The 16267-nt window shown below is 52.6% G+C and carries 14 protein-coding genes, 1 tRNA gene, 1 rRNA gene and 1 other annotated feature; of the genes, 8 read left to right on the top strand and 8 right to left on the bottom strand.

The features are described from left to right. The first annotated feature begins 42 nt into the window (after positions 1–42). Positions 43–1401 carry a PepSY-associated TM helix domain-containing protein gene (locus CKO_RS16790; RefSeq protein ID WP_012134692.1) on the top strand — a complete coding sequence of 453 codons (1359 nt, stop codon included), beginning with the start codon at positions 43–45 and terminating at the stop codon, positions 1399–1401. Between the two features lie 2 nt (positions 1402–1403). Here the strand turns inward: CKO_RS16790 and CKO_RS16785 are convergent, their stop codons facing one another. The 4 genes from CKO_RS16785 to CKO_RS16770 all read right to left on the bottom strand — a co-directional run bounded on the left by CKO_RS16785 (position 1404) and on the right by CKO_RS16770 (position 4166). Then, complete coding sequence (locus CKO_RS16785) at positions 1404–1886, bottom strand: OmpA family protein (RefSeq protein ID WP_012134691.1); 483 nt, start codon at positions 1884–1886, stop codon at positions 1404–1406. 13 nt (positions 1887–1899) lie between these two features. Further along, positions 1900–3123, bottom strand: a complete 1224-nt coding sequence (dgcN, locus tag CKO_RS16780) for a diguanylate cyclase DgcN/YfiN (protein ID WP_012134690.1) — start codon at positions 3121–3123, stop codon at positions 1900–1902. Continuing rightward, positions 3116–3634, bottom strand: a complete 519-nt coding sequence (gene yfiR / locus CKO_RS16775) for a regulatory sequestration protein YfiR (protein ID WP_024130847.1) — start codon at positions 3632–3634, stop codon at positions 3116–3118. Before yfiR ends, dgcN begins: the two co-directional genes overlap by 8 nt. Positions 3635–3791: 157 nt before the next feature. Then, on the bottom strand, positions 3792–4166 hold the full coding sequence (locus CKO_RS16770) for a DUF2799 domain-containing protein (protein WP_012134688.1): 375 nt from the start codon (positions 4164–4166) through the stop codon (positions 3792–3794). A gap of 215 nt (positions 4167–4381) precedes the next feature. On the opposite strand from CKO_RS16770, the gene aroF reads away from it, so the two are divergent. Continuing rightward, entirely contained in the window at positions 4382–5452 is a 1071-nt protein-coding gene (gene aroF / locus CKO_RS16765; protein WP_012134687.1) for a 3-deoxy-7-phosphoheptulonate synthase AroF, read from the top strand. Positions 5453–5462: 10 nt separating this feature from the next. Beyond that, a complete protein-coding gene (gene tyrA, locus CKO_RS16760; RefSeq protein WP_012134686.1) occupies positions 5463–6584 on the top strand; it encodes a bifunctional chorismate mutase/prephenate dehydrogenase in 1122 nt (373 codons plus the stop codon). A gap of 101 nt (positions 6585–6685) precedes the next feature. Here the strand turns inward: tyrA and pheA are convergent, their stop codons facing one another. The 4 genes from pheA to bamD all read right to left on the bottom strand — a co-directional run bounded on the left by pheA (position 6686) and on the right by bamD (position 9442). Then, entirely contained in the window at positions 6686–7846 is a 1161-nt protein-coding gene (gene pheA, locus CKO_RS16755; RefSeq protein ID WP_024130846.1) for a bifunctional chorismate mutase/prephenate dehydratase, read from the bottom strand. A 22-nt stretch (positions 7847–7868) separates the two neighbouring features. Beyond that, positions 7869–7993: a sequence feature (Phe leader region), on the bottom strand. Continuing rightward, entirely contained in the window at positions 7945–7992 is a 48-nt protein-coding gene (gene pheL, locus CKO_RS23385; protein WP_101706155.1) for a pheA operon leader peptide PheL, read from the bottom strand. Its footprint overlaps the feature before it by 48 nt. Positions 7994–8095: 102 nt before the next feature. Then, entirely contained in the window at positions 8096–8434 is a 339-nt protein-coding gene (raiA, locus tag CKO_RS16750; RefSeq protein ID WP_024130845.1) for a ribosome-associated translation inhibitor RaiA, read from the bottom strand. Positions 8435–8704: 270 nt separating this feature from the next. Beyond that, complete coding sequence (gene bamD, locus CKO_RS16745) at positions 8705–9442, bottom strand: outer membrane protein assembly factor BamD (protein ID WP_012134683.1); 738 nt, start codon at positions 9440–9442, stop codon at positions 8705–8707. Positions 9443–9573: 131 nt separating this feature from the next. Here bamD and rluD point away from each other — a divergent pair, with 131 nt between their 5' ends. The 5 genes from rluD (at position 9574) to CKO_RS16715 (ending at position 16139) form a co-directional block, all read left to right on the top strand. Continuing rightward, positions 9574–10554, top strand: a complete 981-nt coding sequence (rluD, locus tag CKO_RS16740; protein ID WP_012134682.1) for a 23S rRNA pseudouridine(1911/1915/1917) synthase RluD — start codon at positions 9574–9576, stop codon at positions 10552–10554. After that, entirely contained in the window at positions 10551–11282 is a 732-nt protein-coding gene (gene yfiH / locus CKO_RS16735) for a purine nucleoside phosphorylase YfiH (RefSeq protein ID WP_012134681.1), read from the top strand. Before rluD ends, yfiH begins: the two co-directional genes overlap by 4 nt. A gap of 129 nt (positions 11283–11411) precedes the next feature. Then, positions 11412–13985 (top strand): ATP-dependent chaperone ClpB, encoded by a 2574-nt coding sequence (gene clpB, locus CKO_RS16730; RefSeq protein WP_024130844.1) that lies wholly within the window; start codon positions 11412–11414, stop codon positions 13983–13985. A 451-nt stretch (positions 13986–14436) separates the two neighbouring features. Further along, positions 14437–15978 (top strand): 16S ribosomal RNA (locus tag CKO_RS16720). 85 nt (positions 15979–16063) lie between these two features. Further along, positions 16064–16139: transfer RNA gene (locus tag CKO_RS16715), tRNA-Glu, on the top strand. Positions 16140–16267 lie beyond the last annotated feature (128 nt).

The following is a 16267-nucleotide window of genomic DNA, read 5'->3' as shown; positions in this document are numbered from 1 at the left end:
CATAAGCGTCACGACACATGTGTGCTTTCTCTGAGGAAAAGTATGACAACCTGCACTCCGCGCGCGGCATGGATAACCCTGCTGCGACGTTTTCATTTCTACACAGGTCTGTTTGTCGGGCCATTTATCTTTGTGGCGGCCTTAACCGGTACGCTCTACGTTGCGACGCCGCAACTGGAAGAGGCGCTCTATGCACCGGCGCTACAGGGCACAGGGCAAGGAGAGCGGCAACCGCTGGCGGCGCAAATCGCCGTTGCCCAACAGGTGACGGGAGGGCATTTACGACTGCATGCCGTTCGTCCCGCTCTTGAAGAGGGCGCAACGACGCGGGTGATGTTTGCCGACCCCGGACTTGCCGCTTCCGAGAACCGGGCGATTTTCATCGATCCAGTGACGCTGGCGGTGAAAGGCGATATGACGGTCTATGGCACCAGTGGCATTTTGCCCCTGCGTCAGTGGATTGATTATGCTCACCGCTCTTTGCTATTGGGGGATATCGGGCGAATTTACAGCGAGCTGGCGGCCTCCTGGATGTGGGTTGCGGCGACTGGCGGCATCATGCTCTGGTATTTCACCCGACCAAAACGTCGGCTGAATAATCGGGTGCAAAATAACCGGCGTTTACACGTAATGCTGGGGTGGTTATTGCTGGCGGGGATGCTGCTGTTCTCGGCAACCGGTTTAACCTGGTCCCAGTGGGCCGGAGGCAACGTGGATAAAATGCGTGCGGCTTTTGGCTGGCTGACGCCGCAGGTGAATACGCAGCTTTATGGCGACGAACACCCTGCTGATGAACATGCCGATCATCATGCCGGGCAGGAAATGCCGGTTATGCATATGGATGTCAGCCAGTTTGATGCGGTTCTGCATACGGCGCAGGCGGCGGGAATTGATGCTAAAAAGCTGGAGATTCGTCCGGCCAAAGATGCGCAACATGGCTGGACGGTAACTGAAATTGATCGCCGCTGGCCGACACAGGTTGATGCGGTATCAGTAGACGCCGCAACCCTGCATGTTATCGACCGGACGCATTTTGCTGACTTTCCGCTTATGGCAAAGCTGACGCGCTGGGGCGTCGATTTCCATATGGGCATACTGTTTGGTCTGCCAAATCAGTTACTGCTGATCGCCTTCGGCATCGGGCTTTGCCTGATGATTATTATCGGCTACCGTCTGTGGTGGATTCGCCGACCGGCCAGGTCAGGCGTTAACCCGGCACAAACGCTGATGCAGTGTTGGCTTACGTTAGGTTGGCCGGGAAGGTGCGGGGTTCTGGTGCTGGCTGCCGCCCTGGGGATGGCGATGCCGGTGCTGGGAGGCAGTCTGCTGGTATTTATCGTTATCGACTGGCTGCGCTGGTTCAGCACGTCTCGCGCCGCCCTTGCGCAGCCAGTTGACTAACATTACGGCGTGCTGATGACGACGGCAACGCGGCGGTTTTCAGCACGACCTTTCGCGCTCTGATTGCTGGCGACCGGGTGCTTTTTACCTAAACCCTGCGTCGTCAGATTGCTTCGTGGGATGTTGGCGCCTTCGGCCCAGGCGTCAGCAACCACATTGGCGCGCTTGAGCGACAATGCCTCGTTATAACTGTCTTCGCCGTAGTTGTCAGTATGGCCATCCATACGGGCATGTTTCAGCCCGGTGGCTGCCAGCCTGGAGGCCATCTCACGGATTTGCTGCTGGCTTTCCGGGCGTAACTTATAGTCGTTTTTATCAAATAAAATGTTGTCAGACAGCCCCAGAGACCAGTCGCCTGCTGATTCAGTAAATCCATAGGATTTCATTGCCGCAACTTGTTCGGGCGTAAATTTCCTCTGCGGCGTCTGGCAACCCGCCAGAATCAACGCTATCAGAATGATCGGGGAGAAAAGTCGCTTTAGCATATATCTATTCCTGTTATTTAATTGAACGTTCAGAACGCTGATGTTTGGCCTGATACATATTACGATCGGCCAACTCTTGTAATTTTTCTGCGGAAGCGTGTTCCCACGTCAGCGCGAAACCAATACTCAGCGTCATACTCGCCAGATGCCCGTTATGCAGATCAAAAGGGCGATTAAATTCTTGCGATAATGCCGAACAAATGCGTTTAACTTCGTACTCCGAATGCACGTTGTAAAGCACCATGGCGAATTCATCTCCGCCAAGTCGATATGGCTGGTGGTGATTGCCGCCAAACTCCGCCAGTCGCCGGGCGACCTCGATCAAAACGCGATCTCCTGCGGCATGCCCCCATGTATCGTTAATGAATTTAAAATTATCGCCGTCCAGAAATAGCAGCGCCGAACAGCTACGGGCGGAGCTGTCATTCATCAACTCAGTTATGCTGTTACGAAAGGCGGCACGATTAGCAAGACCAGTAAGGGGGTCGTGCAGCGCGGTACGCAAAAGTTGGGCGTTTTTAGCCTGTAGCCGCAGTTGCCACTCTTCCATCTCATCCAGCAGGCTGTTGAAATCCTGGGCAAAAAGATGGAACTCTTCAATGCGTTCCTCAGAAACGCGACGTGAAAAGTTACGGTTCGTGCGTACATCATGTACCACATCGGTGATGTTTTGCAGCGCGTCCACCACGCCATTATGCAAATAACGCGTGAGCATTAACGCAATGCCGGATGCGAGCAAAATACACCCGGTAAGAACCGCCAGCGAGAGCCAGATAAAATGACCAATCAAGCTGTCGCGCGCGGTCAGGCAGACCTCGCCGATAATTTTGCCATTGTGCCAGACGGGCTGAGTCACCGGCAGCGGGAAAAGCCACTGGCTGATCAGGCCATTGAGCTTATCGTCCGATGCTTGTGCGTCATAGTACCAGGAGGCGATTACCTTCTGGTTTTTATCGCGGACCTCTGCGGCCGAGAACTGCCCCTGGCGCCCCAGCGCGGCCAGCGTTTCTGTCGCGGCGACGCCATCGGAAAACACCAATGCGGCCTCAAGACTATGGGTCATTGTCGCGGCAGTCAGATCCAGATTTTTTTGCGCATATTGTTTCAGCGTCAGGACAGAGGCGACGCAAAGCAGCAGCCAGATCAGCAACATGGTGACCAGTACGCTGATCATGTTGATCCGGCGTAATGTACGCTTAAAGGTCGGGCGCGTTGTAGGGAAAAAATCCTTATCCATGCTTTTGATTCCGTGCAAGCATCAATACGTCGGGGTTCACTCTTACGCCACTGCGTGACAGGGAATCCAGATTTACGGAAAATCTGACTTCATCATTGTTTATGATCAGACAAAATGCGCTGCCAATAATGCATTCAGTATTTTGTTCGGCAATTAATAACAATGCCTTAGACGGATATTTATTCGTTAATTCTACCTGATACGCCGGAGATTCACTGCCGAAATAAAAGCCATCGCAACGGGCTGCCAGAGCTTCCTGCTCCGTGCGGATGATGACGGGCAGATAAGGTAATGACCTGGCGCTGTTGTCGTTCAGCACATCGGCAAAACGAGACGAGGCGAAAATACATAGCCGTGGAGGGCCAGATAATGCAGGCCAGCGTGTATAGCTGACGATACCGGAAACGATTGAGCGTACAGATTTCGCTTCTTCTGTGATGCCCTGAGCATACAGTGGTAATCCTGCCAGTAATAGCGTTAGCAGGAGTATGAGTCGGTGAGAAAAGCTCATAAACAGGTGCCCACCAGCGTCAGTCAAAAAGCATCAAAATACATCCGTGATTGTTTGCAGCAAAATAACATTATTTTGCCTGTCAGTCATTACACCATGCCGATTAATGGTATTTCCTTAAGTTAAATCCCATACTTATTTATTGGTAAGGTCTTAATTAATTTAGCCGCATTGAGCGAACACCTTCGTCTGCGCCTTTTTGCCAGGCATCATGCAATTGACTGGCGTTTTCAACCGTGTCGCAACTGGCGGGAAATGTTTTTCCGGCCAGTCCTCTGGCGTGGACAAAGTTTAACTGGCAGGTTTTTCGTTGGCCTTCGGCGTAGCCCTTAAGATATTGCGTTCGCTCCACGTCAGGATCGTTCCAGGCGTCAGCCAGTGTTTCGTTATCTTTGACGGCAACGCCTGAAATCGCATCTTCGATACCGGCGCTATACCAGTCGGTCGCGGTCCAGGTGGGAGCATGCGTGTAAGGATCGATCTGACATCCGCTGATGAATAAAACAAATAAGGCGCCTGCGAAACGCTTCATTGCCTGTTCTCCTGTGTTTTTCAAAGCATAGTGGATTCGCAAATATAATGATGTAAATTTTTATGTACGATTTGAATGGCGTTAATTGCGAGATAAATGGTTTATGTAAAGTAAAATTTACGGAATGTGGATTGAAATCTTTACCGATTATGTTATCGTTACGCCATCCTCTGTGAGGATCATTTATCGCAAACGAGCTAAACAGGATCGCCATCATGCAAAAAGACGCGCTGAACAACGTACACATTACCGACGAACAGGTTCTGATGACCCCGGAGCAACTCAAAGCGGCGTTCCCGCTGAGTTTGTCGCAAGAGGCGCAAATCGCCCAGTCACGTAAAACGATTTCTGACATCATCGCTGGTCGCGATCCGCGCCTGCTGGTGGTGTGCGGCCCTTGTTCTATCCACGATCCTGAAACCGCTCTGGAATACGCTCGTCGATTTAAAACTCTTGCCGCAGAGGTCAGCGATAGCCTCTACCTGGTAATGCGCGTCTATTTTGAAAAACCCCGTACCACTGTCGGCTGGAAAGGGTTGATTAACGATCCTCATATGGATGGCTCGTTTGATGTGGAAACTGGCCTGAAGATTGCGCGTCAACTTCTGGTGGAACTGGTGAATATGGGCTTGCCGCTGGCGACGGAAGCGTTAGATCCAAACAGCCCGCAATACCTGGGCGATCTGTTTAGCTGGTCGGCAATCGGCGCGCGTACGACCGAATCCCAAACCCACCGTGAAATGGCCTCTGGCCTTTCCATGCCCGTTGGCTTTAAAAACGGGACAGATGGCAGCCTGGCGACGGCGATTAACGCCATGCGTGCCGCTGCTCAGTCACACCGTTTTGTCGGTATCAACCAGGCGGGGCAGGTCGCTCTGCTGCAAACTCAGGGCAACCCGGATGGCCATGTCATTCTGCGCGGTGGGAAAGCGCCAAACTACAGCCCGGCAGATGTCGCGCAGTGTGAAAAAGAGATGGAACAGGCAGGACTCCGCCCGTCTCTGATGGTAGATTGCAGCCATGGTAATTCGAATAAAGATTACCGTCGCCAGCCTGCCGTGGCAGAGTCTGTGGTCGCGCAGATCAAAGACGGCAACCGTTCCATTATTGGCTTGATGATTGAAAGTAATATTCACGAAGGCAACCAGTCCTCCGAGCAACTGCGCAGTGAAATGAAATACGGCGTGTCTGTTACGGATGCGTGTATCAGTTGGGAAGCCACGGATGCGCTGCTGCGTGAAATTCATCAGGACCTGAACGGCCAACTGGTGGCGCGTGTAGCATAAGAGGTTGGTTATGGTTGCTGAGTTGACCGCGTTACGCGATCAAATAGATGAAGTGGATAAGGCGCTGCTGGATTTACTGGCTAAGCGCCTGGAGCTGGTGGCCGAAGTCGGTGAAGTGAAAAGCCGCTTTGGGCTGCCGATTTACGTGCCTGAGCGTGAAGCGTCTATGCTGGCTTCGCGCCGTGCGGAGGCGGAAGCGCTTGGCGTTCCTCCCGATCTGATTGAAGACGTCTTGCGTCGGGTGATGCGTGAGTCTTACTCCAGTGAGAATGACAAAGGGTTTAAGACGCTTTGTCCTTCTCTGCGCCCGGTGGTTATCGTCGGCGGCGGCGGTCAGATGGGCCGTTTGTTTGAAAAAATGCTCACGCTGTCGGGATACCAGGTACGCATACTTGAGCTACAGGACTGGGGACGGGCGCAGGAGATCGTGGCCGATGCCGGGATGGTGATCGTAAGTGTGCCGATTCATATCACGGAGCAGGTGATCGCGAAATTACCGCGTTTGCCTGCGGACTGTATTCTGGTCGATCTTGCATCGATTAAAAACGGACCGCTACAGGCGATGATGGCGGCGCACGATGGCCCGGTACTGGGCTTACACCCGATGTTTGGCCCGGACAGCGGCAGTCTGGCAAAGCAGGTGGTTGTCTGGTGCGATGGCCGTCAGCCGGAGGCGTATCAGTGGTTCCTTGAGCAAATTCAGGTGTGGGGCGCGCGGTTGCATCGGATTAGCGCCGTTGAGCACGATCAGAATATGGCGTTTATTCAGGCGCTGCGTCACTTCGCGACGTTCGCTTACGGTTTGCACCTGGCGGAAGAGAATGTCCAGCTGGAACAACTGCTGGCGCTGTCGTCACCGATTTACCGTCTCGAACTGGCGATGGTTGGGCGACTGTTTGCGCAGGACCCGCAGTTGTATGCCGATATTATTATGTCGTCGGAAAATAACCTGGCGCTGATCAAACGCTACTATAAACGTTTTGGCGACGCGATTGGTTTGCTGGAGCAGGGCGACAAGCAGGCCTTTATCGACAGTTTCCGTAAAGTTGAGCATTGGTTTGGTGATTACGCCAAACGCTTCCAGAACGAAAGTCGCACGCTGTTACGCCAGGCGAACGATAGCCGACAATAAGTGAGATGCCTGATGGCGACGCAGGTGCGTCTTATCCGGCCTACAAAATTGTATGAATCGTAGGCCGGATAAGCGTAGCGCCATCCGGCATTATCAAACAGTTAGTTCGGATCGACAGGCACAACGTTCTCGCTGGGGTAGCAGCCCAGTACCTTCATTGAGCGGGTAATTTCCCCCAACTCTTTCAGCGCTTTTTTCATCTCCGGTGATTCCAGGTTGGCCTGGATATCGAGATAAAACATCTCTTCCCACGGGTTGCCGTGAATCGGACGGGACTCCAGTTTGGTCATGATCAGGTTGTGATTGCGCAGCACCAGCAGCGCCTCAACCAGCGCACCTGCCTGTTGACCCGTGGCGATCAGCAGCGTGGTTTTCGCCGGGACCTGATCGGAAACATTGACGGCTTTGCGCGCCAGCACCACGAAACGGGTAATATTCTGCGTCTGGTTGGCTTCGATTCTTTCCAGCACCTGTAGCCCATGCAGCACGCCACCGGCTTCGCTACCCAGTGCCGCCACGCGTGGAGAGTTCGCCTGCGCCACTTTTTCCATCGCCGCAGAGGTGCTTTCAGTGTACTCAATTTTCCAGTGCGGATAGCGGTTAAGGAATTTACTGCACTGCTGGAACGGCTGCGGGTGGCTGTAGACCGTCTCAATGGTGTTTAAATCGGTCGTCCCTGAAACCAGCACGCAGTGGTCGATGATAATGGTCATCTCGCCCACGATAGAGAGGCTGGTGTGCTGCAACAGATCGTAGACGTCGTTGATCGCGCCTGAACTGGTGTTTTCAATCGGCACGACGGCGTAGTCCGCTTGCCCGGTTTCGACCTGATTAAAGATATCAGCGAATTTTGCGCAGCCGCTTTCAATAAACTGTTCAAAGTGGCGGGCGGCATACTGGCGCGCAGCGAGGTGCGAGTACGACCCTTTTGGTCCAAGAAAGGCAATACGCGCTGAATGCGGGTTAATTTTGTTCAGATGTTGCTGCAACAGCGCCTGCTGGGTAAGAACGGAGTCTTCAATGATGAGCTGGAACAGGCGAGTAATATAGTGCGCGTCCAGATGATGGGTTTTGCCAAGCGCGATCAGCCTGTCCAGCAGGTCGCGCTCGCGGTCGATATCACGCACCGGGCGATGAGAAAGCAGCTTCGCTTTCCCGACTTCAACGGCCAGTTCACGACGCTCCGCCAGTAAGGCCAGTAATTTTACATCCAGAGCGCTTATTTTCTCTCGCAGCGCCAGTAACGGGTTTTCCGATGTCATAGTGTTGCCTTTCTTGTTATCAATAAAAAAGGCCTCCCGTGTGGGAGGCCTTATTGTTCGTCTTCGCATTCTTTTTCACACGACGAAACGCCTCCCATTCAGGGGAAGGTAAAAAAGAATGCGAAGAAGAACGGGATAAGTTTCATGTCAGTTTCCTTTAGCGACTTCAGTAAAGTACCCGTACTGTTTTAATCCTGTCAACAAAAAACGCGCCCGAAGGCGCGTTGGCGATACACTCAATGTAAGGGACTACTCTTCTTCTGCTTCGACGAAGTTGGCGTCTTTTACTGAAGTTGTGGCACGACGGGCTTCGCCTTTGTGCTGCACTTTATTGAGCTGCCGTTCCAGCTTGTTGATCAAATCGTTAATGGCGGCGTACATATCTTCGTGTTTTGCGCTGGCGACCAGATGTCCGTTCGGGGTATTGATGGTGGCATCAGCGATGAAACCCTGTGGCTCCTTAGACAGAATGATATGTGGATTAATCAGGTGAGTTTGCCATTTTTCTAGTTTGGCGAGACGGTCTGCGACATGCTGGCGTATTGCCGGAGTAATTTCCATTTGTTTACTGGTAATGTTCATTGTCATAAATTTTACCTCTTGTCTTTCCCGTCTTGGTGATTCCAGCATACCGTTCCCAATGTCAAAAAGCGTGATTTAAATCACATTATTTTGTCACTTTTTGTCAAGGAAGCCTTTTTGTGAGTTATCGCAGGAACAACGGATTTTTTACTTGAGGAATAGCTGAAAGGGGGCCATATTTGACGGGATGCGTTGTACTGAAACCGCTTCAGCGGCAGCGCAAAATGGATAAAAAAACGGCAGCCTTAGGGCTGCCGTTTTGCGTTCAGTACGCAATCAGGTGTTGCGACCATTAGCGGCGATAATTTTCGCCACTTTGTCAGCCTGAGTCGTCATCTGCATCTGACGATAAGCGTTTTCCATCAGCGGCAGAGCGTCGCGCGTCGCCTGCGTATCCGGGAAGTCGCGCAGCATACCTTCCACACGGTTTACCACGGCAACCCATGCGCCGCGAGCGGTGTAGTAGTCGGCAACGGAGTATTCATACTTCGCCAGACGATCTTTCAGGAAGACCAGACGTTTGGTGGCGTCGGTCGTGTACTGGCTGTTCGGATAGCTACGCACCAGCTTTGAGAAATCATTGAATGCAGCTCGGGCGTGCTGCGGATCGCGATCGCTACGATCGACGCCGAAGAAACCTTGCAGCGCGCTGTCATCCAGCGCCATATTGGTCAGACCGCGCATATACATGACATAATCAATATTCGGGTGCGTCGGATTGAGGCGAATAAAACGATCGATGGCGGCCTGAGCTAACGGCAGATCGGCGTTTTTGTAGTAGGCGTAGATCAGATCCAACTGCACCTGCTGAGAATACGGTCCAAATGGATAACGGTTATCCAACGCTTCCAATTGCGTTATTGCCTGTTTCCAGTTACCGTCCTGCAGCTTTTGCTGGGCAGTCGCGTAGATTTCGTTAGGCGGATTATCGGGCACCTCTTCCTTTGAACCAGAGCAACCCGCCAAAAACAGGCTCAACGTGGCTGCTGCCACCAGATATTTCATGCGCGTCATGACGTTTTGACTTTCCTCAAAATGTTTTACGGGAGATTCTCTGTTCCTGCTCCCGGTTAAGACCAGCTACAATAGCACACTATATTAAACGGCAAAGCCGTAAAACCCAACGTTAAACGAAGAAGCTGTATATGGCACAACGAGTACAACTCACCGCAACGGTATCCGAAAACCAACTCGGTCAACGCTTAGATCAGGCTTTGGCCGAAATGTTCCCGGATTATTCACGTTCGCGCATAAAAGAATGGATTCTCGATCAGCGCGTGCTGGTCAACGGTAAACTTTGCGATAAACCGAAAGAAAAAGTATTGGGCGGCGAACAGGTTTCCATTAACGCGGAAATCGACGAAGAGATCCGCTTTGAGCCGCAGGATATCCCGCTGGATATCGTCTACGAAGATGACGATATCCTTGTCATTAACAAACCGCGCGATTTAGTGGTTCACCCTGGCGCCGGTAATCCTGATGGTACGGTACTGAACGCGCTGTTGCATTATTACCCGCCGATTGCTGACGTACCGCGCGCGGGTATTGTGCATCGTCTGGATAAAGACACCACAGGTCTGATGGTGGTGGCGAAAACGGTTCCGGCGCAAACGCGACTGGTGGAGTCTTTGCAGTTGCGTGAAATCACCCGTGAGTATGAAGCGGTCGCGATTGGACATATGACGGCGGGCGGTACGGTAGATGAACCGATCAGCCGTCACCCGACCAAACGAACCCATATGTCAGTGCATCCAATGGGGAAACCGGCGGTGACTCACTACCGCATCATGGAACATTTCCGTGTGCATACGCGTCTGCGGTTGCGTCTGGAAACCGGACGTACGCACCAGATCCGCGTGCACATGGCGCATATCACGCATCCGCTGGTGGGCGATCAGGTGTATGGCGGTCGTCCGCGTCCACCGAAGGGGGCATCGGAAGCGTTTATCTCCACGTTGCGTCAGTTTGATCGCCAGGCGCTGCACGCGACGATGCTGCGTCTTTACCATCCGATTTCCGGTATTGAAATGGAGTGGCATGCGCCGATTCCGCAGGATATGGTGGAGCTGATTGACGTGATGCGCGCTGACTTCGAAGAACATAAGGATGATGTAGACTGGCTATGAGTAAGCTAATTGTTCCGCAGTGGCCAATCCCGGAGGGGGTTGCAGCCTGTAGTTCTGTACGTACAGGCGGTGTCAGCTTACCGCCTTACGATTCTCTGAATCTGGGCGCCCATTGCGGCGATAACCCGGAACATGTGGAAGAGAATCGCAAGAGACTCTTTGCTGCGGGCAATTTGCCGTCAAAACCCGTCTGGCTTGAACAGGTGCATGGCAAGGACGTGCTGAAACTCACCGGCGAGCCTTATGCATCCAAACGTGCGGATGCGTCGTACAGCAATACCCCCGGCACCGTTTGCGCGGTGATGACGGCGGACTGTTTGCCCGTGTTGTTTTGTAATCGCGCGGGAACGGAAGTGGCGGCGGCTCATGCGGGCTGGCGCGGATTATGTGAAGGTGTGCTGGAAGAGACGGTCGCCTGCTTTGCCGATAAACCTGAAAACATTATCGCCTGGCTGGGTCCGGCTATTGGCCCTGCTGCTTTTGAAGTGGGGGCTGAAGTGCGTGAAGCGTTTATCGCAAAAGATGCGAAGGCGAGCAGCGCATTTCAGGCGCGCGGTGAAAAATATCTGGCGGATATTTATCAGCTTGCGCGTCAACGTCTGGCGAATGTGGGAGTTGAAAGCGTCTATGGCGGCGATCGCTGTACTTACAGCGAAAGTGAGACTTTCTTCTCTTATCGTCGCGACAAGATCACAGGTCGTATGGCAAGTTTTATTTGGCTGATATAACCTAAAGAATCAAGACGATCCGGTACGTGTAATTTTCTTTTCACATAATTCAGGTCATTCACCTTGAATAATTGAGGGATGACCTCATTTAATCTCCAGTAGCAATTTTGACCTGTTATGGGAGGAGTTATGCGTCTGGATCGTCTTACTAATAAATTCCAGCTTGCTCTTGCCGATGCCCAGTCGCTCGCACTGGGGCACGACAACCAATTCATCGAACCTCTTCATTTAATGAGCGCCTTACTGAATCAGGAAGGGGGATCGGTACGTCCTTTATTAACGTCCGCTGGCATTAATGCTGGCCAGTTACGCACGAGTATTGATCAGGCGCTGAGCCGTTTACCGCAGGTGGAAGGCACCGGCGGCGACGTACAGCCGTCTCAGGATCTGGTGCGTGTACTGAATCTTTGCGACAAGCTGGCGCAAAAACGTGGGGACAACTTTATTTCGTCGGAACTGTTCGTTCTGGCAGCGCTTGAGTCTCGCGGTACGCTGACTGATCTACTGAAATCGGCCGGGGCGACCACCGCCAATATCACTCAGGCAGTTGAACAAATGCGCGGAGGTGAAAGCGTGAACGATCAAGGGGCTGAAGACCAACGTCAGGCCTTGCAAAAATATACCGTCGACCTGACCGAGCGTGCGGAGCAGGGCAAGCTCGATCCGGTGATTGGTCGTGATGAAGAAATTCGCCGTACCATTCAGGTACTGCAACGCCGTACTAAAAACAACCCGGTATTAATTGGTGAACCGGGGGTCGGTAAAACGGCGATTGTCGAAGGGCTGGCGCAGCGAATCATTAATGGCGAAGTGCCGGAAGGGCTGAAAGGCCGCCGCGTACTGGCGCTGGATATGGGCGCGCTGGTGGCCGGGGCGAAGTATCGCGGTGAGTTTGAAGAGCGTCTGAAAGGCGTGCTGAACGATCTCGCCAAACAGGAAGGCAACGTCATCCTGTTTATCGATGAATTACACACGATGGTCGGCGCGGGTAAAGCCGACGGCGCAATGGATGCCGGGAACATGCTGAAACCGGCGCTGGCGCGTGGAGAACTGCACTGTGTGGGCGCCACGACGCTGGACGAATATCGCCAGTACATTGAAAAAGATGCGGCGCTGGAACGTCGTTTCCAGAAAGTGTTCGTCGCGGAACCGTCTGTGGAAGATACCATCGCTATTCTGCGTGGTCTTAAAGAACGTTATGAGCTGCACCACCATGTGCAGATTACTGACCCGGCGATTGTGGCGGCGGCAACCTTATCTCACCGCTACATTTCCGATCGCCAGTTGCCGGATAAAGCCATCGACCTGATCGATGAAGCTGCATCCAGCATCCGTATGCAGATTGACTCCAAGCCGGAAGAACTGGACAGGCTCGACCGCCGTATTATTCAGCTCAAGCTGGAACAGCAGGCGTTAATGAAAGAGTCTGATGAGGCGAGCAAAAAACGCCTCGATATGCTCAACGAGGAACTGGATGATAAAGAACGCCAGTACTCTGAATTAGAAGAAGAGTGGAAAGCAGAGAAAGCCTCTCTGTCCGGTACGCAGACCATTAAGGCCGAACTGGAGCAGGCGAAGATCGCCATCGAACAGGCGCGTCGTGTGGGCGATCTGGCGCGGATGTCTGAACTTCAGTACGGCAAAATCCCTGAGCTGGAAAAACAGCTGGAAGCGGCGACTCAATCTGAAGGTAAAACCATGCGTCTGTTACGCAATAAAGTGACGGATGCGGAAATAGCTGAAGTGCTGGCGCGGTGGACGGGGATTCCGGTTGCCAGAATGCTTGAAGGCGAACGTGAAAAACTGCTGCGTATGGAGCAGGAATTACACAGCCGCGTGATTGGGCAGAACGAGGCCGTTGAAGCGGTATCGAATGCCATTCGCCGTAGCCGTGCGGGACTGGCCGACCCGAATCGTCCAATTGGTTCGTTCCTGTTCCTTGGGCCGACCGGGGTGGGTAAAACCGAACTGTGCAAGGCGCTGGCAAACTTTATGTTTGATAGCGATGACGCGATGGTGCGTATCGACATGTCTGAGTTCATGGAAAAACACTCCGTGTCTCGTCTGGTTGGCGCGCCTCCGGGATATGTGGGTTATGAAGAGGGCGGTTATCTGACGGAAGCGGTACGTCGTCGTCCTTATTCCGTCATACTGCTGGACGAAGTTGAGAAAGCGCATCCTGATGTATTCAACATTCTGTTGCAGGTGTTGGATGATGGCCGTCTGACGGACGGGCAAGGGAGAACGGTCGACTTCCGCAACACGGTTGTCATTATGACCTCAAACCTCGGTTCCGATCTGATCCAGGAGCGTTTCGGTGAGCTGGATTACGGCCATATGAAAGAACTGGTGCTTGGTGTGGTCAGCCACAACTTCCGCCCGGAATTCATTAACCGTATAGATGAGGTCGTGGTATTCCATCCGTTGGGTGAAAAACATATCGCTTCTATTGCACAGATCCAGTTGCAGCGTCTGTACAAACGTCTGGAAGAGCGCGGATATGAAATCCATATCTCTGATGATGCGCTGAAATTGCTGAGCGCGAATGGTTACGATCCGGTTTACGGGGCGCGTCCATTGAAACGTGCAATTCAGCAGCAGATTGAAAACCCGCTGGCGCAGCAAATCTTGTCTGGTGAGCTGATTCCGGGTAAAGCGATTCGTCTGGAGGCGAATGACGATCGCATTGTGGCAGTGCAGTAAGTCACAAATAATAAAAAACGGGCCCATTCGGGCTCGTTTTTGTTTAAAAACCAGGCAAAAATAAAAGGGTGATATGCAAAACGTCCAAAAAACGAACGGTTGATAAGTTTTTTCTAATTTCCCCTTGTCACGCCGAAATAACTCCCTATAATGCGCCTCCACTGACACGGAACAACGGCACACAGGCCGCCGGGTCAGCGGGGTTCAGCGATGAACGCCGGCAGAGAAAAGCAAAAATAAATGCTTGACTCTCAAGCGGGAAAGCGTATTATGCACACCCCGCGCCGCTGAGAAAAAGCGAAGCGGCACTGCTCTTTAACAATTTATCAGACAATCTGTGTGGGCACTCAAAGTGACATGGATTCTTAATGTCTTCGGACAATAAATGAATACCAAGTCTCTGAGTGAACACGTAATTCATTACGAAGTTTAATTCACGAGCATCAAACTTAAATTGAAGAGTTTGATCATGGCTCAGATTGAACGCTGGCGGCAGGCCTAACACATGCAAGTCGAACGGTAACAGGAAGCAGCTTGCTGCTTTGCTGACGAGTGGCGGACGGGTGAGTAATGTCTGGGAAACTGCCTGATGGAGGGGGATAACTACTGGAAACGGTAGCTAATACCGCATAACGTCGCAAGACCAAAGAGGGGGACCTTCGGGCCTCTTGCCATCAGATGTGCCCAGATGGGATTAGCTAGTTGGTGGGGTAACGGCTCACCAAGGCGACGATCCCTAGCTGGTCTGAGAGGATGACCAGCCACACTGGAACTGAGACACGGTCCAGACTCCTACGGGAGGCAGCAGTGGGGAATATTGCACAATGGGCGCAAGCCTGATGCAGCCATGCCGCGTGTATGAAGAAGGCCTTCGGGTTGTAAAGTACTTTCAGCGGGGAGGAAGGTGTTGTGGTTAATAACCGCAGCAATTGACGTTACCCGCAGAAGAAGCACCGGCTAACTCCGTGCCAGCAGCCGCGGTAATACGGAGGGTGCAAGCGTTAATCGGAATTACTGGGCGTAAAGCGCACGCAGGCGGTCTGTTAAGTCAGATGTGAAATCCCCGGGCTCAACCTGGGAACTGCATCTGATACTGGCAGGCTTGAGTCTCGTAGAGGGGGGTAGAATTCCAGGTGTAGCGGTGAAATGCGTAGAGATCTGGAGGAATACCGGTGGCGAAGGCGGCCCCCTGGACGAAGACTGACGCTCAGGTGCGAAAGCGTGGGGAGCAAACAGGATTAGATACCCTGGTAGTCCACGCCGTAAACGATGTCGACTTGGAGGTTGTGCCCTTGAGGCGTGGCTTCCGGAGCTAACGCGTTAAGTCGACCGCCTGGGGAGTACGGCCGCAAGGTTAAAACTCAAATGAATTGACGGGGGCCCGCACAAGCGGTGGAGCATGTGGTTTAATTCGATGCAACGCGAAGAACCTTACCTGGTCTTGACATCCACGGAAGTTTTCAGAGATGAGAATGTGCCTTCGGGAGCCGTGAGACAGGTGCTGCATGGCTGTCGTCAGCTCGTGTTGTGAAATGTTGGGTTAAGTCCCGCAACGAGCGCAACCCTTATCCTTTGTTGCCAGCGGTTAGGCCGGGAACTCAAAGGAGACTGCCAGTGATAAACTGGAGGAAGGTGGGGATGACGTCAAGTCATCATGGCCCTTACGACCAGGGCTACACACGTGCTACAATGGCATATACAAAGAGAAGCGACCTCGCGAGAGCAAGCGGACCTCATAAAGTATGTCGTAGTCCGGATTGGAGTCTGCAACTCGACTCCATGAAGTCGGAATCGCTAGTAATCGTGGATCAGAATGCCACGGTGAATACGTTCCCGGGCCTTGTACACACCGCCCGTCACACCATGGGAGTGGGTTGCAAAAGAAGTAGGTAGCTTAACCTTCGGGAGGGCGCTTACCACTTTGTGATTCATGACTGGGGTGAAGTCGTAACAAGGTAACCGTAGGGGAACCTGCGGTTGGATCACCTCCTTACCTGAAAGAACCTGCCTTTGCAGTGCCCACACAGATTGTCTGATGAAAAGAAAGAAGCAAGGCGTCTTGCGATTGAGACTTCAGTGTCCCCTTCGTCTAGAGGCCCAGGACACCGCCCTTTCACGGCGGTAACAGGGGTTCGAATCCCCTAGGGGACGCCACTTGCTGGTTCGTGAGTGAAAGTCACCTGCCTTAATATCTCAAAACTCATCTTCGGGTGACGTTTGAGATATTTGCTCTTTAAAAATCTGGATCAAGCTGAAAATTGAAACGACACACGTAAAGTGTG

Origin of the sequence: Citrobacter koseri ATCC BAA-895 (genome assembly GCF_000018045.1) — a bacterium.
GTDB classification, from domain to species: Bacteria; Pseudomonadota; Gammaproteobacteria; order Enterobacterales; family Enterobacteriaceae; genus Citrobacter_B; species Citrobacter_B koseri.
Note: the sequence above shows the minus strand (reverse complement) of the source record. Positions and strands in the feature narration are given on the sequence as shown.

Excerpts from the sequence above, each read along its gene's own strand:
- rluD (WP_012134682.1), top strand. The coding sequence starts at position 9,574 with ATGGCACAACGAGTACAACTCACCGCAACGGTATCCGAAAACCAACTC.
- dgcN (WP_012134690.1), bottom strand. The coding sequence starts at position 3,123 with ATGGATAAGGATTTTTTCCCTACAACGCGCCCGACCTTTAAGCGTACA.
- yfiR (WP_024130847.1), bottom strand. The coding sequence starts at position 3,634 with ATGAGCTTTTCTCACCGACTCATACTCCTGCTAACGCTATTACTGGCA.
- raiA (WP_024130845.1), bottom strand. The coding sequence starts at position 8,434 with ATGACAATGAACATTACCAGTAAACAAATGGAAATTACTCCGGCAATA.
- pheA (WP_024130846.1), bottom strand. The coding sequence starts at position 7,846 with ATGACATCGGAAAACCCGTTACTGGCGCTGCGAGAGAAAATAAGCGCT.
- clpB (WP_024130844.1), top strand. The coding sequence starts at position 11,412 with ATGCGTCTGGATCGTCTTACTAATAAATTCCAGCTTGCTCTTGCCGAT.
- bamD (WP_012134683.1), bottom strand. The coding sequence starts at position 9,442 with ATGACGCGCATGAAATATCTGGTGGCAGCAGCCACGTTGAGCCTGTTT.
- tyrA (WP_012134686.1), top strand. The coding sequence starts at position 5,463 with ATGGTTGCTGAGTTGACCGCGTTACGCGATCAAATAGATGAAGTGGAT.
- aroF (WP_012134687.1), top strand. The coding sequence starts at position 4,382 with ATGCAAAAAGACGCGCTGAACAACGTACACATTACCGACGAACAGGTT.
- CKO_RS16790 (WP_012134692.1), top strand. The coding sequence starts at position 43 with ATGACAACCTGCACTCCGCGCGCGGCATGGATAACCCTGCTGCGACGT.
- yfiH (WP_012134681.1), top strand. The coding sequence starts at position 10,551 with ATGAGTAAGCTAATTGTTCCGCAGTGGCCAATCCCGGAGGGGGTTGCA.
- CKO_RS16785 (WP_012134691.1), bottom strand. The coding sequence starts at position 1,886 with ATGCTAAAGCGACTTTTCTCCCCGATCATTCTGATAGCGTTGATTCTG.
- CKO_RS16770 (WP_012134688.1), bottom strand. The coding sequence starts at position 4,166 with ATGAAGCGTTTCGCAGGCGCCTTATTTGTTTTATTCATCAGCGGATGT.